Annotated in this window: 25 protein-coding genes; 15 read left to right on the top strand and 10 right to left on the bottom strand. The window is 67.6% G+C overall.

All coding sequences use genetic code 11. From position 1 onward, the window contains the following. The first annotated feature begins 4 nt into the window (after positions 1-4). Complete coding sequence (locus ON43_RS11815; RefSeq protein ID WP_040806874.1) at positions 5-625, top strand: class I SAM-dependent methyltransferase; 621 nt, start codon at positions 5-7, stop codon at positions 623-625. Between the two features lie 3 nt (positions 626-628). Here the strand turns inward: ON43_RS11815 and ON43_RS11810 are convergent, their stop codons facing one another. From ON43_RS11810 to ON43_RS42405, 3 genes are all read right to left on the bottom strand, one after another. Beyond that, the gene (locus ON43_RS11810; protein WP_040806871.1) at positions 629-1,228 is read right to left on the bottom strand and encodes a Uma2 family endonuclease; all 600 of its coding nucleotides are present in this window, start codon (positions 1,226-1,228) and stop codon (positions 629-631) included. A gap of 69 nt (positions 1,229-1,297) precedes the next feature. After that, positions 1,298-1,558, bottom strand: coding sequence for a helix-turn-helix transcriptional regulator (locus ON43_RS42410; protein WP_051178296.1), 261 nt, complete (start codon positions 1,556-1,558; stop codon positions 1,298-1,300). Next, entirely contained in the window at positions 1,546-1,971 is a 426-nt protein-coding gene (locus tag ON43_RS42405) for a hypothetical protein (protein WP_051178295.1), read from the bottom strand. The genes ON43_RS42410 and ON43_RS42405 overlap by 13 nt, the downstream gene beginning before the upstream one ends. A gap of 30 nt (positions 1,972-2,001) precedes the next feature. Between ON43_RS42405 and ON43_RS11800 the strand changes: the two genes are divergently transcribed. Then, a complete protein-coding gene (locus ON43_RS11800; protein ID WP_040806836.1) occupies positions 2,002-3,204 on the top strand; it encodes an oxygenase MpaB family protein in 1,203 nt (400 codons plus the stop codon). Positions 3,205-3,282: 78 nt separating this feature from the next. Here the strand turns inward: ON43_RS11800 and qcrB are convergent, their stop codons facing one another. From qcrB to ctaE, 4 genes are all read right to left on the bottom strand, one after another. Then, positions 3,283-4,905 carry a cytochrome bc1 complex cytochrome b subunit gene (gene qcrB, locus ON43_RS11795; RefSeq protein ID WP_040806833.1) on the bottom strand — a complete coding sequence of 541 codons (1,623 nt, stop codon included), beginning with the start codon at positions 4,903-4,905 and terminating at the stop codon, positions 3,283-3,285. Beyond that, positions 4,902-6,050: a cytochrome bc1 complex Rieske iron-sulfur subunit gene (gene qcrA, locus ON43_RS11790; RefSeq protein WP_040806831.1), complete on the bottom strand. Its 1,149-nt coding sequence runs from the start codon at positions 6,048-6,050 to the stop codon at positions 4,902-4,904. Before qcrA ends, qcrB begins: the two co-directional genes overlap by 4 nt. After that, positions 6,047-6,907, bottom strand: a complete 861-nt coding sequence (gene qcrC, locus ON43_RS11785; RefSeq protein ID WP_040806829.1) for a cytochrome bc1 complex diheme cytochrome c subunit — start codon at positions 6,905-6,907, stop codon at positions 6,047-6,049. The genes qcrA and qcrC overlap by 4 nt, the downstream gene beginning before the upstream one ends. Positions 6,908-6,992: 85 nt before the next feature. Then, entirely contained in the window at positions 6,993-7,604 is a 612-nt protein-coding gene (gene ctaE, locus ON43_RS11780; protein WP_040806827.1) for an aa3-type cytochrome oxidase subunit III, read from the bottom strand. Between the two features lie 170 nt (positions 7,605-7,774). On the opposite strand from ctaE, the gene ON43_RS11775 reads away from it, so the two are divergent. Further along, positions 7,775-8,197 (top strand): hypothetical protein, encoded by a 423-nt coding sequence (locus ON43_RS11775; RefSeq protein WP_040806826.1) that lies wholly within the window; start codon positions 7,775-7,777, stop codon positions 8,195-8,197. 66 nt (positions 8,198-8,263) lie between these two features. Then, positions 8,264-9,319 carry an anthranilate phosphoribosyltransferase gene (trpD, locus tag ON43_RS11770; RefSeq protein ID WP_040806825.1) on the top strand — a complete coding sequence of 352 codons (1,056 nt, stop codon included), beginning with the start codon at positions 8,264-8,266 and terminating at the stop codon, positions 9,317-9,319. Here the strand turns inward: trpD and trpF are convergent. Next, positions 9,316-9,852, bottom strand: coding sequence for a phosphoribosylanthranilate isomerase (trpF, locus tag ON43_RS11765; RefSeq protein ID WP_040806824.1), 537 nt, complete (start codon positions 9,850-9,852; stop codon positions 9,316-9,318). The genes trpD and trpF overlap by 4 nt on opposite strands. 47 nt (positions 9,853-9,899) lie before the next feature. Between trpF and ON43_RS11760 the strand changes: the two genes are divergently transcribed. Further along, a complete protein-coding gene (locus tag ON43_RS11760) occupies positions 9,900-10,208 on the top strand; it encodes a hypothetical protein (protein ID WP_040806822.1) in 309 nt (102 codons plus the stop codon). Between the two features lie 33 nt (positions 10,209-10,241). On the opposite strand, the gene ON43_RS11755 is transcribed toward ON43_RS11760, so the two are convergent. After that, positions 10,242-10,517, bottom strand: a complete 276-nt coding sequence (locus tag ON43_RS11755) for an Lrp/AsnC family transcriptional regulator (RefSeq protein WP_040806820.1) — start codon at positions 10,515-10,517, stop codon at positions 10,242-10,244. 318 nt (positions 10,518-10,835) lie between these two features. Between ON43_RS11755 and ON43_RS11750 the strand changes: the two genes are divergently transcribed. The 9 genes from ON43_RS11750 to ON43_RS11710 are packed head-to-tail and all read left to right on the top strand — an operon-like array spanning position 10,836 to position 19,379. After that, on the top strand, positions 10,836-11,693 hold the full coding sequence (locus tag ON43_RS11750; RefSeq protein WP_040806817.1) for an MlaE family ABC transporter permease: 858 nt from the start codon (positions 10,836-10,838) through the stop codon (positions 11,691-11,693). Further along, entirely contained in the window at positions 11,690-12,541 is an 852-nt protein-coding gene (locus tag ON43_RS11745) for an ABC transporter permease (RefSeq protein WP_373283438.1), read from the top strand. Before ON43_RS11750 ends, ON43_RS11745 begins: the two co-directional genes overlap by 4 nt. 4 nt (positions 12,542-12,545) lie before the next feature. Beyond that, positions 12,546-13,595, top strand: a complete 1,050-nt coding sequence (locus ON43_RS42400) for an MlaD family protein (protein WP_051178293.1) — start codon at positions 12,546-12,548, stop codon at positions 13,593-13,595. Next, positions 13,592-14,596, top strand: a complete 1,005-nt coding sequence (locus ON43_RS11735) for an MlaD family protein (protein WP_040806811.1) — start codon at positions 13,592-13,594, stop codon at positions 14,594-14,596. Before ON43_RS42400 ends, ON43_RS11735 begins: the two co-directional genes overlap by 4 nt. Next, positions 14,584-15,639 (top strand): MlaD family protein, encoded by a 1,056-nt coding sequence (locus ON43_RS11730; RefSeq protein WP_245568549.1) that lies wholly within the window; start codon positions 14,584-14,586, stop codon positions 15,637-15,639. The genes ON43_RS11735 and ON43_RS11730 overlap by 13 nt, the downstream gene beginning before the upstream one ends. Then, complete coding sequence (locus ON43_RS11725) at positions 15,640-16,737, top strand: MlaD family protein (RefSeq protein WP_040806808.1); 1,098 nt, start codon at positions 15,640-15,642, stop codon at positions 16,735-16,737. Beyond that, a complete protein-coding gene (locus ON43_RS11720; protein WP_245568548.1) occupies positions 16,734-17,804 on the top strand; it encodes an MlaD family protein in 1,071 nt (356 codons plus the stop codon). The genes ON43_RS11725 and ON43_RS11720 overlap by 4 nt, the downstream gene beginning before the upstream one ends. Further along, complete coding sequence (locus tag ON43_RS11715) at positions 17,801-18,757, top strand: MlaD family protein (protein WP_040806805.1); 957 nt, start codon at positions 17,801-17,803, stop codon at positions 18,755-18,757. The genes ON43_RS11720 and ON43_RS11715 overlap by 4 nt, the downstream gene beginning before the upstream one ends. A gap of 34 nt (positions 18,758-18,791) precedes the next feature. Continuing rightward, the gene (locus tag ON43_RS11710; protein ID WP_040806802.1) at positions 18,792-19,379 is read left to right on the top strand and encodes a hypothetical protein; all 588 of its coding nucleotides are present in this window, start codon (positions 18,792-18,794) and stop codon (positions 19,377-19,379) included. A 15-nt stretch (positions 19,380-19,394) separates the two neighbouring features. Here the strand turns inward: ON43_RS11710 and ON43_RS11705 are convergent, their stop codons facing one another. Then, positions 19,395-19,850, bottom strand: coding sequence for a MarR family winged helix-turn-helix transcriptional regulator (locus ON43_RS11705; protein WP_040806861.1), 456 nt, complete (start codon positions 19,848-19,850; stop codon positions 19,395-19,397). A 90-nt stretch (positions 19,851-19,940) separates the two neighbouring features. Between ON43_RS11705 and ON43_RS11700 the strand changes: the two genes are divergently transcribed. Next, the gene (locus tag ON43_RS11700; protein WP_040806800.1) at positions 19,941-20,792 is read left to right on the top strand and encodes an NAD(P)H-binding protein; all 852 of its coding nucleotides are present in this window, start codon (positions 19,941-19,943) and stop codon (positions 20,790-20,792) included. Positions 20,793-20,865: the final 73 nt, after the last annotated feature.

The raw sequence follows: 20,865 nt of genomic DNA, 5'->3' as shown, positions 1-20,865 counted from the left end.
CGGCATGTACGTTCCCGACGTCGAACGCTGGAACCACAACATCGAGTACCACTCGCGGCTCGCCGCGGCGGTCGCGGGCGCCCGCGAGGTGCTGGACGTCGGCTGCGGGGAAGGCATGCTGGCCAGGCGGATTCGGCGCACCGGCGCCGAAGTGACCGGCATCGATCCGGATCCGGCGAGCATCGAACTGGCGCGCGAGCAATCGGCGCCGGGCGACATCACCTACCTCCAGGCGGATTTCCTCGAGTACCCCTTCGAACCGGCCTCCTTCGACGGCATCGTCTCCATCGCCGCCCTCCACCACATGGACACCACCAAGGCCCTCACCCGCATGCGCGACCTCCTCCGCCCCGGCGGCACCCTGGCCGTCATCAGCATGGCCCGCAGCGCCCTCCCGGCGGATCTCCCCTGGGAAGCCGCCGCCCTCCTCACCAGCTTCAAGGACCGCCTCTTCCGCGCCCAATGGGCCCACCCCTCCCCGGTCGTCTGGCCCCCACCCCAGACCTACCGCGAGGCCCGCCGCACAGCAGAGTCGATCCTCCCCGGCGTCCACTACCGCCGCCACCTCCTATGGCGCTACTCCTTGATCTGGACCAAACCGAATCCGGCCGCGTCCCAGAGGTAGTCGCTAAGCCTGTTCCAGGACGTCGAACGGAATGGTCGCCTCCACGGGTTCATCGAGCAGCAGCACGCGACGGTGGACGTCATGGGCGCGGTAACGGCGACCGGACCAATCGAGGCGATACTCCTCGATCTCCTCGATCCGATCTTCCTTCTGGTCCAGACGGACGATCAGATAGCGAGGAACCCCCGCCGCCGCGTACTGGATTCGCTTCTCGTTGATGTCGGTGTCGATAGTCGATTCCGAGGTCACCTCGAGAATAAGCAGGAGATGATCGCGAACGGTATTGACGTCGTACGGCTCGCAGTCGCGGATCCAGATGTCGGGGTAACGAATGTTCAGTCGCCGATCCACCGCGGCCGTCTCGGCGTCAGCGAATCGGGCAGCAACGTCGGAGTCGACCACCATGCACGGCCCACCCTCGCGGCGCGCTGCCTCGAGCAGTCCCGCCAAGCGCCGTACTACCCGGCTGTGCAGCGGACTCTGAGCCATCATCCGGACAACACGACCGTCCACGATCTCGATATCGCCGAGCCCGGCCGTCGCTCCGTCGGCGAACTGCTCAGCCGTCACGCGCAGAATGTCTCGTTCGTCGGGAGCACTCATGCGGACCATCATTGCAGCACATAATCGCCCAGGCGAGAACAACGAAGGCCCCGAGTCGAACCCAGCCGGCTAGCGCGCACGTTGTTGGCTCCGGCCAGGTGGGCGGCCGTGCCAGCGGCGGTAGGCGTGGCTGAATGCGGCGGTGTCGGAGTAGCCGAGGCGGCGGGACACCGCTTCGACGGTGAGACCTTGGGCGAGGAGTTCCTCGGCGAGAAGTTGGCGGGTCTGGTCGACGACTGCGCGGAAGGTCGTGCCTTCCTCGGCCAGGCGGCGGTGCAGGGTGCGCTCTGACATTGCCAGTTCGCGAGCCATTTCGGTCAAGGTCGGCATGTCGGCGGGTTCCGCAGCAACCGATGCCGTACCTGGGCGGCCGCGCCGGTGAAGCGGACGCGTTCGTCGAGCAGGGTCTCGCACTGGTGGACGCACTGGGCGGCGGTGTCAGGGTCGGGGGCCGGGGTGGCGCGGTCGAGGAACATGCTCGGAATGGTGAAAGCGTTCCGGGACGCACCGAATTCGATTGTTATGTCGATGCCGTACGACCCGACCAGGGCTCGGGCGGCGGTGAGGTAGTCGACTTCCTCGGTATCGGTCAGTTCGAGCCGGACCGGTTCGGTCATGGCCTCGACAAGTTCCAGCACCGCGGGTGAGAGCAGCAGCGATGCCGCACGGAAGCCTGAGACCAGGTCGCGGACCAGGAGGAACGGGCGCACGTCGGCGGGTACATCGCCGTCACCGACCTCCACCAGCAGGCCACTTCGAGGAGAGGGGAACCCATGATCGCCGCGACAATTCCATTCGACCCCGCCCGCGCCGAGCGTATCGACCGAGCACGCCGACGTGTCCCGGAGGACGCGGTGGATCGGGTGGTCCGGGGGATGTTCCGGACCGACACCGTGATCGATGCGGTCGTCGAGGATTTCGAGAATCTCGGTCCCGGCACCGGCTGGCGACTTCTCGGTGAGGCCCTGCGCCATGGTGATCCGTGCCCGACCGGCGCGCCGGACTCACTCCGAGACCTCTTGACCCCCTTGATGAATCTGCCGGACTGGTTCGATCCGGTCCAGATCCGGCGCGGCGCGGAGTTGTGGTGGCGTTTCGCTCCGGCCGTCATCATCGGCCTGGGTGGAACCCTGATGACTGCCTACCGCTTCGGTGACCTCAACAAACCGCAGGCCATGAATTCCCGTTCGGAGACCATGGCCGCTCGCCGCTACGAGGAGACCTCCCGCTGGGTTCTGGCCGCCACCGATCCCGGCATGCTGATCCCCGGCGGCACCGGTTTCGACACCACCATCCGAATCCGCTTCGTACATGCCATGGTCCGCCGTCAACTGCGCACCGGCGGCAAGTGGAACCGCACCGTCTGGGGCGATCCGATCCACACCACCGGCATGGCCGTCACCGCGAACGCCTTCCTGCTCATGCCCTTATCCATGTACGAGGCGTTCGACATACCGTTCAGCGCCGACGATGTGGAGGCCATGCGTCAACTGTGGTGCTGGATCGGCTTTCTCATGGGCGTCCCCGACGAGCTGCTCGCGCATTCGGTCGAGGACGCCGGGAACATCACCCGCGCCGCGACCATCGTCTTCGCCCCGCCCGACCAGGACACCGAGATCCTGACCCGCGCCCTGCTGCGCGGCGGCCTGCGCCCCGAACGCGTGCTCCCACAACCGCTCCGGCGTTTCACCGCCCCGGTCCTGCGCCCGCTCGTCTCCACCCTGGTCTGGGGCGGCACCGGCCGCATCGTCACCGCCTACGCAGACCCCGACGGCGTCCCGCCCCGCAACCATCCCCTGATCCTGTCGCTACGCCGGCTCGCCCGGGCCCGGGAGCTCTTGCGCCGCAACGGCAGACTCGGCACCGACGCGCACATCGCCGCGACTCAGCGTCGCGTTCTCTCCGGCGCCCTCGACGCCATGAAGGCGGCAACGGCGCCCGTCGATCCCCGTCATGCCGTCACTCCCCGCCCCTGAGAAGGCCGTCGTACCCGCCCGGAAACGGGCAAGGCCCCGAGTCGAATTCGACTCGGGGCCTTGCCTGGTGACGTTCGATCAGTGATCGGACTGGCCGCCCTTGGCGGCGTTCTGGGCCGATTCGAGGGCGTGGAGCATGGCGTGCTCCTCCTCGTGGCCCAGGGCCACGTTCTGCTCCTGCTCCGAGGCGGGGTCGGCGCGGAGGAACGAACCCGTGCCGGGCTTGCCGGCGGAGCCCAGCTTGGACATCTTCTTGGGCACCGGGGCGCCCTGGTATTCCAGCGGGATCGGGTGGCCGTGCGAATCGACCGGGCCGAGGGGCTGGTGGACCTCGATGTACTCACCGTGCGGAAGGCGCTTGATGACACCGGTTTCGATGCCGTGCTCGAGCACCGCGCGGTCGCTGCGCTGCAGGCCGATGCAGAACCGGTAGGCCGCGAAGTACGCGATCGGCGGGGCCACCAGCAGCGCGATGCGGAAGAACCACGTGGTCGCGTTCAGCGAGATGTCGAACTTCAGCGAGATGATGTCGTTGACACACGCCAGCGTCAGCACCATGTAGAACGCGATGGCCATGGCACCGATGGCGGTGCGGACCGGCACGTCGCGCGGACGCTGCAGCAGGTTGTGGCGGGCGGTGTCGCCGGTGAGGCGCTTCTCGATCCACGGGTAGGCGATCAGCACGGTGAACACCAGGCCCATGATCAGGGCGACCCAGAACGGCGCCGGGACCGTGTAGCGGCCCAGGTACAGCTCCCACGGCGGCATGAGACGCGCCATGCCGTCGGTCCACATCATGTAGAAGTCCGGCTGCGAACCCGCGGAGACCTGAGACGGGTTGTAGGGACCCAGGTTCCAGATCGGGTTGATCTGGAAGACGCCACCCATGATCGCGACGATGCCGAGGGTGAACGCGAAGAACGCGCCCTGGTCGGCGGCGAACACCGGGATGATGCGGGCGCCGACGACGTTCTTCTCGGTGCGGCCCGGTCCGGGGAACTGGGTGTGCTTCTGGTACCAGACCAGCGCCACGTGGGCGGCGATCAGGGCCAGGATGATGCCCGGCAGCAGCAGCACGTGCGCGATGTAGAGGCGCGGAATGATGATGGTGCCCGGGAAGTCACCGCCGAAGATCAGCCAGTGCATCCAGGTGCCGATGACCGGCACGCCCATGGTGATACCACCGAAGGCGGCGCGCAGACCGGTGCCGGAGAGCAGGTCGTCCGGGATCGAGTAGCCGAAGAAGCCCTCGAACATGGCCAGGATCAGCAGCAGCGAGCCGATCACCCAGTTCGCCTCACGCGGCTTGCGGAACGCGCCGGTGAAGAAGATGCGGAACAGGTGGATGATGATCGACGACGCGAAAAGCAGTGCGGCCCAGTGGTGCACCTGGCGCACGAACAGACCGCCGCGCACCTCGAAGGAGATGTTCAGCGCGGTCTCGTAGGCCCGCGACATGGTGACACCGCGCAGGGGCTGGTAGGCGCCCTGGTAGACGGTCTCCGACATGGACGGGTCGAAGTACAGCGTCAGGTAGACACCCGACAGCAGCAGGATGATGAACGCGTACAGCGCGATCTCACCCAGCAGGAAGGACCAGTGGGTCGGGAAGACCTTGTTGATCGATCGCTTGGCGAACGCGGCCAGGTGGTAGCGCTCGTCCATTTCGTTGGCCTGTACGGCCGCTTTGCTCGGGCTCATGAACGACGCTCCCAGTAGGCCGGGCCGAGGGGCTCGATGAAGTCGTGCTGGGCGACCAGGTAGCCATCGGCGTTGACGGTGATCGGCAGCTGCGGCAGCGCACGCGCGGCCGGACCGAAGACCGGCTTACCCCATTCGGTCGCGGAGAACTGCGACTGGTGGCAGGGGCACAGGATCCGGTTGGTCTGCTGCTCGAACAGCGAGGTGGGGCAGCCGAGGTGGGTGCAGATCTTCGAGTAGGCGAAGTAGTCGCCGTAGTTGAAGCTCTCCTGGCCCTTGCGCTTGATGGCGTGCTCGGCGTCGTGGGTACGCAGGCGAATCAGCATGACCGCGTTGCGGATACCGCGCAGCGACTCGAGCGTCTTGTGCTCGTCACCGCGCCAGGATTCCTTCCACGGGAAGACGGTCTCCATGGCGCCCGCGTCCAGATCCTCCGGCTTGACCAGGACGATGTCCTCGGGACGGCCGGTGTCGCGGCGCAGGAAGACGGTCTCGCCCGGGTAGTCCGGGGTCCAGCCCGAGACCCACAGCGGCGACTTGTCGCCCTTGGCCCACGGGTTCTTGATCATGCCGCCGACGAAGACGAGCAGCGCGCCCACACCCAGCAGGCCGGCGCCCAGGCCCGCGGTGCGGGTGATGAGCTTGCGGCGGCCCAGGGTGGAGGTCTCCGCGGCGTCCTGCAGCTGCGCGACCAGGGTGCGGCGGTTGACCTCCGAGGACGCGCCGTCGTGGCGGTCCTGGATGGAGATCTCGGCCGGGATGAAGTGCTTGCGGATCAGCACGACCGCGATGCCGACGGCCAGCACGGCGATGCCGAGGGTGAGGCCGTAGAGCGGGGTGGTCAGCGTGTACTGCGCGTTCCCGTCCTGGTGCCGGCCCTTGTACTCCCAGGGCCAGAACAGGTAGATGCCGATGAGCGCGGCGCCCGCGAGTGCGGAGATGCCGAACCACAAGGCCACCTTGCGCTCGGCGCGCTTCTCGGCCCGGGTGCCCTCGACCGGCCAGCGGGGGGCGCGGTAGGCGACGTCGACGCCGTCGAGCTCGGTACCGAGCTTGACCAGCTCGTCACGCGACATGGCGTCGAGCTGCTCGTCCGTGGGTTCGGTGGGGTTGTCCCCCATGCTGTTTCGCTCCTGTTCACTCATGACCGGGAACCGATCCACATCGCGGAGCCGACCAGGGCCACGATGCCGACGACCCAGATGGCCAGGCCCTCGGTCGCGGGACCGAAGCCGCCGAGGCCGTAGCCGCCCTCGGACTTGGTCTCCATGCGGTCCTTGATGTAGGCGACGATGTCCTTCTTCTCGTCCGGCGTCAGCTGCCGGTCGGAGAACTTGGGCATGTTCTGCGGGCCGGTGAGCATGGCCAGGTAGATCTGCTGCTCGCTGGCCTCTTCCAGCGGGGGCGCGAACTTGCCGGACGACAGCGCGCCACCCTTGCCGGTGAAGTTGTGGCAGGAGGCGCAGTTCATGCGGAACAGCTCGCCGCCGCGGCCGAGGTCGCGGTCCTCGATGATCGACTCCTGCGCGATCTCACCGTTGCTGTCGCGCACCACGGTCGGACCGCCGCCCTGGGACTGGACGTACGCGCCGAGCGCGTCGGTCTGGTGCGCGTCGAACTTCGGGGGCTTGCGCTGGATCTGCGCCTCGTTGCGGGCCGCGGGCATGCGGCCGGAGGAGACCTGGAAGTAGACCGCGGCCTCACCGACGCCGATCAGGCTGGGGCCGCGATCCTGGACGCCCTGCAGGTTGGCACCGTGGCAGGTGACGCAGGAGGTGTCGTAGATCTGCTTGCCCTCGCGGATCAGCGCGGACTGGTCCTCGTGCGCGGTCGCGACCTGAGCCTGCGGGGTCAGGGCCGACGCCGCGAAGCCGGCTCCGACGAGGCCCATCAGGAGGACCAGACCGCCGACCAGCTTGCGCCGGGTGCGGCGCTGCTTGCGGATCTTGGTGGCCTGGCCGATCCCCTCGGGATCTGGCGCTGACGGGGGAGATGAACTCATCTGTGTCCCTTTGGAGTAGACGGAACCGACTTGTACAAGTTTTTGGCTGCCGACGCGGGGCTGCCGCACCGGCCGTGTCCGGGTGTTAGCGGACGAAGTAGATCGTCGCGAACAGGGCGATCCAGACGATGTCGACGAAGTGCCAGTAGTACGACACGACGATCGCCGCGGTGGCCTGGGCCGGGGTGAACTTGCTGAGCTTGGTGCGCACCAGCAGGAAGATGAACGCGATGAGACCGCCGATGACGTGCAGACCGTGGAAGCCGGTGGTGATGTAGAACACCGAGCCGTACACCGAGCTGGAGATCGAGGTGCCCTCGGTGACCAGCGCGTGGTACTCGGTGGCCTGACCGCCGACGAAGAACGCGCCCATCAGGAAGGTCAGCACGTACCAGCGGCGCAGGCCGAACACGTCACCGCGCTCGGCGGCGAAGACGCCCATCTGGCAGGTGAAGGAGGAAGCGACCAGCACCAGGGTGACCGGCACGGCCAGCTTCAGGTTCAGCTCGGTCGGCTCCGGCGGCCAGTTTCCGTGCGCCTGCGCGCGAGCAACGAAGTACATGGCGAACAGGCCGGCGAAGAACATCAGCTCGCTCGACAGCCAGATGATGGTACCGACGCTGACCATGTTGGGCCGGTTCAGCGAATGCACACGCTGGGTAATGGCCGATCCTGGGGTCCCTACTGCGGTCGTCACGCCGGTAAGTATGACTCGTCGTAGTACGACAGGTGTAGCGGGGTAGGAAAGTTCGTCGTACGTGTCGTAAAGCCCAGGGCGAGCGAGCGTCTCGCGGGGGCTCTCGGCGTGTCACGGTGGAGCCTAGATTGCGCAGGTAAGAGGAAGCTGAGCCGTGCTGAGAGGGTCTTATGAGTGTCAAATCGTGGTGGCGGAAGCTGGTCGGTCGGAGTGCGACAACGGAACTGGACCCGGCGCGCCCGGATCTGGTGGTGGTCGCGTCGAGTTTCGATGACGCGGAGGCCTGTTCAGCCGCCCTCGGCAAGGCCCTGGACTGGTCCCCCGACCAACCGGTGGTCCTGCGCCACCACCTCCGGGTCCCCGCCGCACAGGTGAATGCGGTGCAAGTCATGGCCGAACAACTCGGCTATAACACTGCCTCCGTCGATGATTCCGACCCCGCGCAGCTGGTCTTGCAGCGAGTGCAAGTTCTCGACGCCCTGCACTGCTCCCAGGAGCGTTCCCGCATGGCCGCCATCGCCCACCGGCACGAGGGCACGGTGCTGGGCTGGGATGCCCTGCAGCCCGCTGCCGGTCCCGGCGATAAGAACTAGCCCCGCACACTAGGCTTTACGAAAACACTGGTGTCCGGCGTGGACCGGCAACGGGAAGAGAAGGCAATGAGCGCGCGCAGCTGGCGAGAAGTTCTCGGCATCCTCACCGACGGCAACGACCTGTCCCAGGACGAGGCCGCGTGGGCGATGAACGAGATCTTCACCGATAACGCCACCTCCGCGCAGATCGCGGCCTTCGGCGTGGCCCTGAAGATGAAGGGCCCGACCCCGACCGAGCTCAACGGCCTGGCCAGCGGGATGCTCTCGCACGCGCGCCGGGTCCGGCACGAGGGCGGCGCGATCGACATCGTCGGCACCGGCGGCGACCGCTCCGGCAGCGTGAACATCTCCACCATGTCCTCGATCGTGGTGGCGGCCAGCGGAATTCCGGTGATCAAGCACGGCAACCGGGCGGCGACCTCCAAGAGCGGCGGCGCGGACACCCTCGAGGCGCTCGGCGTGAAGATCGCGCTGGGGCCGGAATCGGTGGCCGAGTGCGTGCGGCAGACCGGCATCGGCTTCTGCTTCGCGCCGGTGTTCCATCCCTCGCTGCGGTACGCGGGCCCGGCCCGCAGTGAGATCGGCATTCCGACGGTCTTCAATATCCTGGGCCCGCTGACCAATCCGGCCCAACCCTCCTCGGGCCTGATCGGCTGCGCGTTCGCCGATCTGGTGCCGGTGATCGCGGGCGTGTTCGCCGCGCGCGGCACCTCGGCGCTGGTGGTGCGCGGCAATGACGGCCTGGACGAGATCACCACCGCCGACACCACCGACGTCTGGGTGGTCGCGGGCGGCCTGCAGCACGAAACCACCATCGACCCAACCGAACTCGGCATCGAGCGGGTGGATCCGTCGGCGCTCAAGGGCGGCGACGCGGAGATGAACGCGGTGATCGCCCGCAATATGTTCGCCGGTGATCCGGGCCCGGTCCGCGATGCGGTGCTGCTCAATTCCGCGGCCGCCCTGGTGGCCTACGATCTGCGCCCCGAGGAGGTCGAGTCCGACCTGCACGCCAAGCTGGCGGTGGCGTTGAAGCGGGTCGCCGAGACCGTGGATTCCGGTGCGGCGGCGAACCTGCTGGACCGCTGGGTCACCGTCTCCAACGAGCTCGGGTCGAACTAGCCCTTCGTGGCCTGGATGAAGTCGCGCATGGCGTCGAAACTCTTGACGCCGGGCGCGAGTTCGACCGAGCTGGAGATGTCGACGCCGTAGGGCCGATGGGCGTCGATGACGCCCGCGACATTGGCGACGCTGAGGCCACCGGCCAGCACGAGCTTGCCCGGGACCTTGTCGACCCAGTCCGGGAATTCGGCGAAGACGCCGGACCCGGCGCTGGCGTCATAGAAGAAGTACTCGTAGCTCTGCTCGGGCGTGGGCTCGACGGCCGAGCAGTAGGCCAGATTCGGCAGGTCGGTCCACTTGTAGAGCTGAACCACATCGAAATCGTCCATCACGTCGGCGATTTCGGTCGCGTCCAGGGCCACCGCGAAACTGGGGATCTTCCCGCGCGCGTACGCGGCCAGCTCCCGCGCCCGGGCCGGTTCGACATAGCGCTTGCTCTTGGTCGTGCCCATGACGCCGATGGCGGAGTAGCCGAGTTCGACAGCCCAGTCGATCTGTTCCTCGGTGGTCAGGCCACACACCTTCACGAACATGAGTCCTCCTGGTCTCTCTGGAAAGAATTCGGCGTTACAGTTTCGTCATGCGATACGGAGTGGCGCTATCCGGCCTGGTGGTCGTGTTCCTGGGCCTGGGCATCCCGGTCTCCGCGGCGCACACGGCACGCGCGGAGACCGCTCAGACCGGATCCCTGATCGTGGACGGCCGCAACTACGGCAACCCCGACGACTGCCTGACCATCCGCAGTGTGCCGCGCCGGCTCACCATCGACAACGGCACCGCGTCGCCGGTCCGGGTGTACCTGTTCCCCGGCTGCAAGGGCGGCGTCACGCACACCATCGAGCCCGGCCATTCGGGCTCAGCCCTCGGCGCGTCGGTACTGACCCGCTGACCCCGGCGATCGCCCGCCCGAGAGATCCAGCGGCTATTCGCCGATCGAGAATCCGGCTTCCACATCGGCGCGCGAGTACGACTTGAACGCGATGTGGGTCGCGGTCCGCAGCACCCCGGGCGTCTTGTTGATCCGCCCGGTCACCACCTCGGCGATCTCCTCGTGGTCGCGCACCTTCACCACGGCGATCAGGTCCACGTCTCCCGCGCACGAGTAGACCTCGGCCACACCCTTGATGTCGGCCAGCTCCTCCGCGGTCTCGGGAATTCGATCCACCTCGGCGGAGATCAGCACAATCGCGGTAATCATGCGCCCAACTCTAGTCAGCGCGGGACCGCTCGCCCACGGTTCCCCCGAGCCCGGCAATCCCGGAGCCCCGACGCACCCGCACGGCCTACACCGATATTCACGGTTACATGATGTGATTCCGACACAGCCGGGCCTCGGCCGTCGTTTCTCCGGATGTCCGGGGATGCGTATAGCAGTTCTTCGAAAATGCGCCTAGAACTTGTTCCACTCAGTTAGCGTCTGCCCCCAAGATCGGCGTGGGATTCATACGACTGTTGGGGCAGCCGGAACCTGCGGGTGATCGTCCAGGGGAGTGACGAAGAGCCGCAAGGAGGTTCGATGTCGACGACTGAGATCGAGGATCGGTCGGATGCCGCGGAATTGTCCGGGGCACAGGTACTACGACGGAATTTCGGCGAGACGGTGCTGTCGAGCCTGGGGACATTGGGCCGATCATTGCGCATGGCGGCGAACGCGATTCGGATCGGCAGCGCGGATCTGACCCGGATGCGCTTCCCGGTGCACGAAACACTCACGCAGGCTTGGTTTCTCATTCGGGTCACCGCGATTCCCAGTGTGCTGATGGCGATTCCGTTCGGCGTGATCGTCTCTGCGCAGGTCGGCAATATCGTGTCGCAGCTGGGCGCGGATTCCATGATCGGCGCGGCGGGCGGGCTGGGCGTCATCAAACAGGGCGCGCCGCTGGCCACCGCCATGCTGCTGGGCGGTGCCGGGGCGGCGGCGATCGCCGCGGATCTGGGGGCGCGCACCATCCGCGAGGAGGTCGACGCCATGCGGGTGATGGGCGTGGATCCGGTGCAGCGCCTGGTGGTTCCGCGCATCGCGGCCATGATGCTGGTCGCGCCGCTGCTCAATGTGCTGATCATCTTCATCGGCATCGCCTCCGGTTTCGCGGTGGCGGTGACGGCGCTGGGGGTGACGCCGGGTTCGTACTGGCAGTCGTTCGGCTCGTTCACCATGCCCATCGACATCTGGGTGTCGCTGATCAAATCGGTGATCTTCGGATTCCTGGTGGTGGTCATCGCCTGTCAGCGCGGGCTCGAGGCCAAGGGCGGCCCGCGCGGGGTCGCGGACGGCGTGAATGCCGCGGTGGTGATGTCGGTGGCCTCGGTGACGGTGTTGAACACCGCGATCACCCAGGTGGTCACCATGTTCATCCCGGTTCGGATGGCGTGATGGCGGCCCCCTACACCCCGCCCGGGCTGGGCTGGACCCGTCGCCTGCGTCCCATGGGTCCGATCGAAAACCTGGGATTCGTCATAGGTTTCGCGTGGCAGGTGCTGTCCTCGGTGCCCTACACCGTGGTCCACTACCGCCGTCAGACCGCGGCGGTGATCACGGACATGACCTGGGGTCGCGGTTCGGTGATCATCGGCGGCGGCGTGGTGCCGCTCATGCTGCTGATGGGTGCGGCCATGGGCGCGTCCATCGGCATCGAGGCGTTCAGCGCGTTGAATCTGCTGTCGCTGGGCCAGCTCAGCGGTTTGATCTCGGCGTTCGGCGTGACCCGGGAGCTGGCCCCGATCGCGGCGGGCATCGGGTTCGCCGCGCAGGCCGGATGCCGGATGACCGCCGAGATCGGTTCCATGCGCATCTCGGAGGAGATCGACGCCCTGGAGTCGCTGGGCATCCGGTCGGTGCCGTTCGTGGTCACCACCCGGGTGATCGCCGGAATCATCGCGGTGGCACCGGCTTTCGTGGTGGCGCTGATCCTGAGCTATGCCTCCTGCGCGCTGATCGTGACGACCGTGCACGGCACCCCGTCGGGCACCTACAACCACTATTTCGATCAGTTCGTGGCCGGCTGGGATGTGGTGGCCGCGACCATCAAGGTGATGGTGTTCGCGGTGGCCGTGGTTCTGATCCATTGCTATCAGGGGTTTTTCGCCACCGGCGGCCCCGAGGGCGTGGGTATCGGGTCGGGGCGGGCGATTCGCGCCAGCCTGGTCGCGATCATCGCCCTGGACATGCTGGCCACCATCGTGCTGTGGGGCTTCCGCTCCCCGATCTCGTTCACGGGGTGATGACATGCCCGAATACTCCCTGCCCGGAACCGAAGTGGGGCCGCGTCGCGCACGCGTGCTCGGGGTCTGCGCCCTGGTACTGGCGCTGTTGACCGTTGTCGGGTGGCGCGCCTGGCCCGAATCCGCTCCCGCCGATGAGCTGCATGTCGCCCTGCTGGTCGGCCGGGTCGGCGCGGGCGTCGCGCCCGGGACCGATGTGCGCCTGGACGGTGTGCGGGTCGGCACGGTCACCGCGATCGACTCCTCCGGGGTCGGTCGACAGCGAATGACGCTGGAACTCAGTGGTTCTCAGTTGTTCGGCCTGACCGATGCGCTGGCGCTGGATTACGCCCCCGGCAACCTGTTCGGGATCAGCTCGGTCGAATTGCATTCGGGCGCGGGCGGGTCGGCGCTGGTCAATGGCACGACCGTGGACCTCACCGCTGATTCCGCCCGGGTTCGCGACGCCACCCTGGCCACGCTGCTGAAGTCGACCGGCGCCCTCACCGACAAGGTCCTGACCCCCGAGCTGGTCGAGCTGTTGCGCCGATTCGCCCATGATCTCGACGGTTTCGTCCCGCTGCTGCAGGCCATCGGCGCGACCGCCCGCTCGTTCGCCGAGACCCAGCAGCTGCCGCCGTCGCTGCTGTTCGACCGATACGGGTCCGCGCTGACCGGGCTGCCGCCCATGCTGACCGGCGGCCTGGCGGTGCTGTGGGCGTCCTACTCCAACGAGCACCTGAAGACCGATGAGCAGGTGAAGAACTACGGCTCGATGTTCGACCGGATCACCAGCGAGCTGCTGCCGGTGGCGACCGCCATGCTCGGCACCTCGCAGCAGTACTTCCAGGGGTTGATGCCGATGGGCAGTCTGATCCTGGATCGGATCAGCGCCTCGGTGAGCACGCCTGAGCGCTCGGCGCAGCAGCTCACCGAATTGCTCGGCCGCCTGGGCGCGGCCTTCCACGACAGCCCGGACGGGCCGGTGCTCGATGCGTCCATCGAGCTGGTTCCCACACTGGCGCAAACGCTTTCGGGCCGGCTCGGTCAGACCCCCGGGGAGGGACAGCGATGAGAACCCCCGCCCTGCTGTTGCGTGTCGGCACCGCGGTCGCGGTCATGACGCTGGTGTTGATCGGCGTGTTCCGGGTGGTCGAGCGCCCGGTGAGCGGTGAAACCGACACCTATACAGCGCTTTTCACCGATGCCAATGGTGTCAGGACCGGCGATGATGTGCGGCTGTACGGAGTCCAGGTCGGCAAGGTCGAGACGGTGGGACTGTCGGGCACTCTGGCCCGGGTGCGGTTCACCGTCAGCCGTGACCATCCGGTCTTCGCCAATACCAAGATCGCGGTCCGCTTCCAGAACCTCACCGGCTTCCGCTATCTGGACCTCGAGCAACCCGGGCAGCCCGCGGGCCGCCGCTCCCCCGGAGAAACCTTCACCACCGCGGAAACCGTGCCCGCCTTCGACATCACGACGCTGTTCAAGGGTCTGCAACCGGTGCTGGCGCAGATGGAGCCGAACGACCTCAACCAGTTCGCGACCTCCGTGCTGGCGGTGATCCAGGGCGACGGCACCGGCCTGGGCCCGGCGCTGGGCGGTATCGAGAAGCTCAGCCACTACGCCACCGATCGGCAGGCGGTGCTGTCCACCCTGGTCGCGAATCTGTCGCAGATCTCCGACCACATGGGCGGCAGGTCGAACAACGCCATCAAGCTGCTCACCAATATGACCGACCTGTTCGTCACCATCAGCGACAAGCTGCCCGGTCTGATCACCTTCTCCGCCACCATTCCGCCGGTGCTGCAACCGCTTCGGGACCTGCTGACCACGCTCGGCGTCACCGGGGCCCGCGACCGCGACCTGGACACCGTCCTGAAGCAGGCGTTCCCGGATCCGCAGCAGGCGGTGGCCGTATTCGGTCAACTCCCGGGCCTGATCCAGGCCATGACGGCCGCGGTGCCGCGCACCGGTCCGGACGCCGAACTCACCTGCTCGCACGGCCCGGCCACCGCGCCGGAGCCGCTGCGCCTGCTCATCGCCGGACAGGGGATCACGCTGTGCCAGAACTGAGACTCCGGAGGCCAGAGCTGAGAGCGTGGCGGCCGACATTCAAACCGTGGCGGCAGCGGACGAGCCATCCGGAACCGCGCGACGATATCCGCTGGGGCATAGCCGGATTGGCCGTCGTCGTGCTGCTGGTCATCGCCGTCGGCGCGGTGTACGCCACCGGAACCACCCCCGAACACACCTACCGCGCCGACCTGTCTCAGGCCGGGACGATCCGCACCGGCGACGACGTGCGGGTGGCCGGTATCCCGGTGGGGAAGGTGAAATCGCTGACCCTGCTGGCGGATCGGGTCCGCATGGAGTTCAGCGTCGATGCCGACACCTTCGTCGGCGATCAGAGCACCCTCGATGTGCGCATGCTCACCGTGGTCGGCGGCTACTACCTGGCGCTCTCCCCCACCGGGACGAAACCACTGGGCGACACGGTGATTCCGCAGGATCGGGTCCTACTCCCCTACAGCCTCACCCGCGCCTTCCAGGACGCCATCGACCCGGTCGCCAAGATCGACGGCGGCATGCTGCGCCAGGACATGGCCGCGGTATCCCAATCGATCACCGGTAGTCCGGATTCGGTGCGCGCGGTGCTGCGCGCGGCCGGTGATCTGGTCGGCATCCTGGACAAGCAGAACGCCGACATCTCGCGAACGATGTCCATGTCCGACGAGTATCTCTCGGCGCTCAATGCGAATTCCGATGTGCTGGCCACGCTGATGAACACCTTCGGCACCCTCGAGGAGCTCATCCGCAACAACAAGGTCGTGGTGTCGCAGGCGCTGCGCGATCTGGCGGCCGTGGCCACCGATTTCACCCCGCTGGGCCGGGCCTGGGACAACGGCCTGAAGGATCGCGCGCAGCCGCTGGCCGATGCCATCCCGCAGTTGAGCGAACTCGGCGAACGGCTCGGCACGCTGCTGGATTCGATCCGCGGTCTGGAACAGCGCCTGCAACCGCTGTTGCCCGCGGGCGGCGGGGTGAGCGTCGATCAGTCGGGTGTGACCGTGCCGGTCGCCTCGGTCTGCGTGCCCGTGCCCGGAGGGGGATGCTGAATGTTCAAGCGAGTATTGGGCTCTCGCGGGTTCATGTCGATCACGGTGGTGCTGACCCTGGTGCTGGCGGCCGGAATCGGCCTGCGCCTGAGCAAACCCGAACCGCCGACGCGCGGCTACTGCGCCGAGATGCCCGACACCATCGGCCTGTACAAGGGCAGCGCCGTCGCCATTCTCGGCATACCGGTCGGCCGGGTCACCGAGATCAGTCCCCACGGCGCTACGGCCCTGGTGCGCTTCACCGTCCGGGCCGACCGCAAGCTGCCGACCGATGTCGGCGCGGTGACCGTGAGCGACACCCTCGTCTCCGACCGCACCCTCACCCTGATCGGGGCCGAACCGATCGGCGCGGCCTGGGATCCGGGCACCTGCATCACCAAAACCCTGACGCCCAAGAGTCTTACGCAGACCTTCGCCGCGCTCACCGCCCTCGTCGACGGTTTGAACGGCAGCGGGGACGCCGGTCAGCGCACCGCGCTCGCCAATGGCCTGGACTCCCTCGACGCCGCGACCAGCGGCACCGGCGACGAGATCAATGGCCTGATCCAGCAGCTGTCCAAGGCGCTCGCCGCACCCGACGCCGCCGTCGGCCATCTCGGCAAGCTGCTGGACGCGCTGACCGAGCTCGCCCATCGCGCCCGCAATGGGTGGCCGCATATGCAAGAGGTGTCCGTCGGTCTGCCGCAGGCGTTCACCGATATCGTCAATCTGGCCTTCCCACCCATCATCGAGCTGGTGGCGGCGCTGACGAACGTGCTGCCGCAGGCCAATGACGCCATCATGATGCTGGCCGCGCCCGCGCTGAAGAAGATCGATGCCGCGAACCTTTCCCGGCTGATCGCGGCGGGGGTGGGTTCGCTCACCCAGGTGATCGGCATGGCCCCGGCCGTGGCGACCGGTTTCGCCACCGCGCTCGACCCGGACACCGGGCAGTTCACGATCGGGTACGCGCCACCGAAACTCGCGCTCGCGCAGGCCGATTCCGTTGCGGTGTGCGCAGCGGTCCAGGCCCTCACCGGCACGGGATGTCAGACGAACGGCGGAGTGGTCACCGTGCCCGCGGTACCCGCATTGCTGGCGGCGGTGAGCGCGCGATGAAGACCTGGCGTCGTGCCGGAGTGCACGTGATCACCTGTCTCACCCTGCTTTTCGCCGCCACCGCCTGCGATATGCAGCCCGGCGACATCCCCGTGCCCGGCTCGGGCGTCTCGGGACCCACCTACACCCTGCACATCGAATTCGCCGATGTGCTCAACCTGCCGCAAGGCGCGAAGGTGCTCGCCGACGGCGTGCGGGTCGGCCAGCTCACCCACGTCACCCTGGTGGACGCGCTGCCCGCGAACGGCGATCGGCCCGCGAAGGCCGGTTACGCCATCGCCGATGTCGCCGTGCGCACCTCGGTGCGGCTGCCGGTGGGCACCACCGCCGAGCTGCGTCAGGACACTCCGCTCGGCGATGTCCACATCGCGCTGTCCGGACCCGCGAAACCCGCTGCGGCGCACCTACAACCGGGTGCGACCATCCCGCTCGCCGACACCACCCGCTCACCGTCGATCGAGGATGTGCTGGCCGGTTTGTCGACGTTCATCGGCAGCGGCGCGGTCGCCGACTTCCAGGACATCGTGCGCAAGATGAACGGGGTGATGCCGCGCGATCCGGCCGACACCGCGCGCATCGCCGGCGTGCTGGGGGCCGACTTCACCGATCTCGGTGACCATCTCGCCTCGGTCGACGCCCTGCTGGACGGCTTACAGGCCACGGTGAACGAGGGGCTCACCAAGAACGAGCCCATGCTCGACGGCCTGCTCACCCCCTACGGCGTCCAGCACACCACCGACGCCATCAATGCCGAGATCGGCGTCATCTTCGTGCTCACCGCCCTCGGCCCGCTGGGTCCGGCCGCCAGCTGGCTGGGCCTGCTGGTCGGTTCGCTGGACGGCGCGGCGCGGGCGATGGTGCCGATGTTGTTCGGCAGCCATCCGCTCGACAGCGATTCGCCGTCGAACATGAAGCTGCTCACCGATCTCATTCAGAACAAGCTGGTTCCGTTCGCCGAACGCGGACCAAAGGTGAACCTGGTCGGGGTGACTGTCGCGGGCATGTCGGCGGCGGACCGCACCGAACGCATTGTCGACACCCTGCGCATGATCGGAGCGGTGCGATGAATATCCGTACGCTGCTGTCGTTCTCGGCCATCGCGGCGGTGCTGCTGCTGGGCATCTCCTATATGACCATCGGCGTCCTGCACCTCGATCCGCGGCGCGGCTACTTCACCGCCGAACTGCGCCTGGACAATTCGGGTGGGCTCGGGGTGAATTCGCCGGTCCTGCTGACCGGCATCCAGATCGGCCGCGCCGAGGCGGTCGACAAGCAGGCGCGCGGGGTGCGGCTGCGATTGCGCATCGACGACCGCTACCGCGTCCCGATCGCCAGCGAGGTGCGCATCGAACAGCTCTCGGCGCTCGGCGAGCCGTATCTGGAATTCGCGCCGAAGTCGGCGGCGGGGCCGTATTTGGCTGACGGCCAGGTCATCTCGGCCGACCGGGTACACGCTCCGACCACCGTCACCGATCTCGCGGCACGGGTGGTGGATCTGCTGAACCAATTGCATCCGGAGTCGATCGGCCACCTGGTCGGCACCTTCGACCGCGCTTTGGCCGGGACCGATCAGGCCGTGGCGGTGCTGCAGCGTTCCACCGATCTGCTGGCCGCCACCCTGCTCAGCCGCACCGCCGCCATCCGGCAGCTGTTCACCGACCTGCAGGCGATGGGCAGCAATATGGACTGGCTCGGCCCCTCACTCGCCGCCGCCGGGCCTCCGCTCGGCCAATTCGGCGTCACCCTCAACGACATCGTCGCCAACGGTGCCGCGCTGGCCGAAAGTCGGCCGGTGGACTCGTATTTCACCGGTGACGGACTGGTTCCGTTCCTGAAGTCGCTGGACTCCCTGATCGCGCAGATCGGCCCCAGTCTGGCTCCGCTGGGGCCCGCCCTGGATCCCGTGGTGCGCGACGCGCTGCAGCGCACCCCCGCCCTCGATATCAGCGCGCTCATCGACCAGGCCCTGCGCGGCGTCGCCGACGACGGCGCGGTGCATTTCCGAATCGGACTCAAATAGCCGCCACCCCAGCCGATTCGGCGAAAGGACAGCCATGACCAGCACCATCGAACCGACCACGAAGACCCCGGAGAAGTCGTCCGAAACCGCGAAACCCGCACTCACCGTGTCGATTCGGCTCTCGACCGTCCTGGTCGCCGCCACGATCGCCGCGCTGCTGGCGGTATCGATCACGTTCGGCGTGCTGTACGCCTCGGCCTCGTCGAAGCTGTCGGACCGCGATGCGACCGCCGCCGACAACCGGCACGCCGAACAGATCGCCACCGACTACGCCCTCGGCGCATCCACCATCGACTACCACGACGTGAAGGGCTGGCTCGGCCGCCTGCAAGCCGGCACCACACCCCAACTGTCGGCCAAATTCGATGCCACCGCACCGCAACTCGAACGGATCCTGCTGCCCCTGCAGTGGACCTCCAAGGCCACCCCGCTCTCGGCGGCGGTGACCTCCGAGGCCGGTGGAATCTACAAGGTCAACGCCTACCTCAATGTCACCTCCACCAGCGCGCAGACCCCGGACGGCAGCCAGAGCACCGTCACCTATTCGATGACCATCGACCGCAATTCCGGCTGGAAGATCACCGAGGTCGGCGGGCTGCAGAACGCGCTGCCCACCAAGTAGCCGGGCGTCCCGGCCTCAATCCGGGATCGAATCGGTGTGGTCGAGCGGACCGCCCAGGAGTCCGGCGGCGGTGCGCTGAATCTTGGTCAGCGCCGACATGAGGTGGGCACGCTCGGCGCCGGTGAGGTCGGCGGTGAGCTTGTCCGACAACGCCTTCCGGTCCGCCTCGACGGGACCCCGGAGTTCCCGGCCGCGGTCGGTGAGCCAGAGCCGGACCAGGCGGTTGTCGTGCTCGTCGCGGCGGCGGGTGAGCAGCCCTGCGGCGGCCATACGGGTGGCCATCTTCACGACGGTCGGCGTAGTGACGTCCAGCGCCGCGGCCATCTCCCCCGGCGTGCGCCCGTCGCTTTCCCACAGCACGGCCAGCACATGATTCTGGCCGAGGTGCAGGCCGTGGCGGCGCATATCGCGATCAGCCAAGGCGCGCAAGGCTTTCGACGTGCGGCCGTGCAGATCCAGGAAATCGGACACCGTGCCTCCGAGAGTGCGCGAACGGGTATTGACCATTGATCGTTAGCCGTCTAACGTTTTTCGGTAGACGGCTAACGATCTGGAGATCCCATGCTACTGTTCACCGGCGCGACCGGAAACATCGGCCGCGAACTCACCCGCATCCTCGACACCACCGGCACCGAATTCCGTGCCCTGGTCCGCGATTCCGCCCGCGCGGCCACCCTCCCGCCACATGCCCGGCCAATCCTCGGCGACCTGGACGACCCGGCCGCCCTCGACCGGGCCATGACCGGCGTCTCGGCCCTGTTCCTCCTGGTCCCCGGCATCGGCATGGACCACACCCGCAACGCTTTGAAGGCCGCCGAGCGCGCAGGCGTCGGCCGCATCGTTCTCATCTCCTCGGCCCACGTCCTCGTCGAGCCGCTCCCCGCCATGGGCAGCTGGCATCACGAACGCGAGGAACTGCTGCGCGCCAGCGGAATCCCGTTCACGATCCTGCGCCCCGGCGGCTACATGTCCAACGCCCTGGAATGGATCCCGAACCTCCGCGCGGGCGAACCGATCCTCGACCCCTCCGGCCCCGGCCGCTACGCCCCGATCGACCCCGCCGACATCGCCGCGGTCGCCGCCCACTGCCTGACCACCCCCGGCCACGAAAACACGGCCTACCACCTCACCGGCCCCGAACTCCTCACCTGCGCAGACCAAGTCGAAATCCTCTCCCGAACCCTCCAACGCCCCCTGCGGATCCGACCGACCGCCACCCCCGAGGAGGCGGTAGCCGCCCGCTACCCCAACGGCGCTCCCCCACGCCTGGCCGAAGCCATCCTCGAAGGCTTCACCCTCCTGCGCACCGACGCGGTCGCCACCCTCACCACCACCGTCGCAGACCTACTCGGCCGCCCAGCAACAACTTTCGCCACCTGGTGCGACTCCCACCGCGCCGCCTTCGCCGACTAGCCGCCTGGTCGAAAGTTCCCATCGTCATTCCGGCGTGCTCTTGGCCGGAATCCATCTCGGGCAGTGAGATCCC

The sequence above is a fragment of the Nocardia concava NBRC 100430 genome (assembly GCF_000308815.1).
In the GTDB taxonomy this organism is placed as follows: Bacteria; Actinomycetota; Actinomycetes; order Mycobacteriales; family Mycobacteriaceae; genus Nocardia; species Nocardia concava.
Note: the sequence above shows the minus strand (reverse complement) of the source record. Positions and strands in the feature narration are given on the sequence as shown.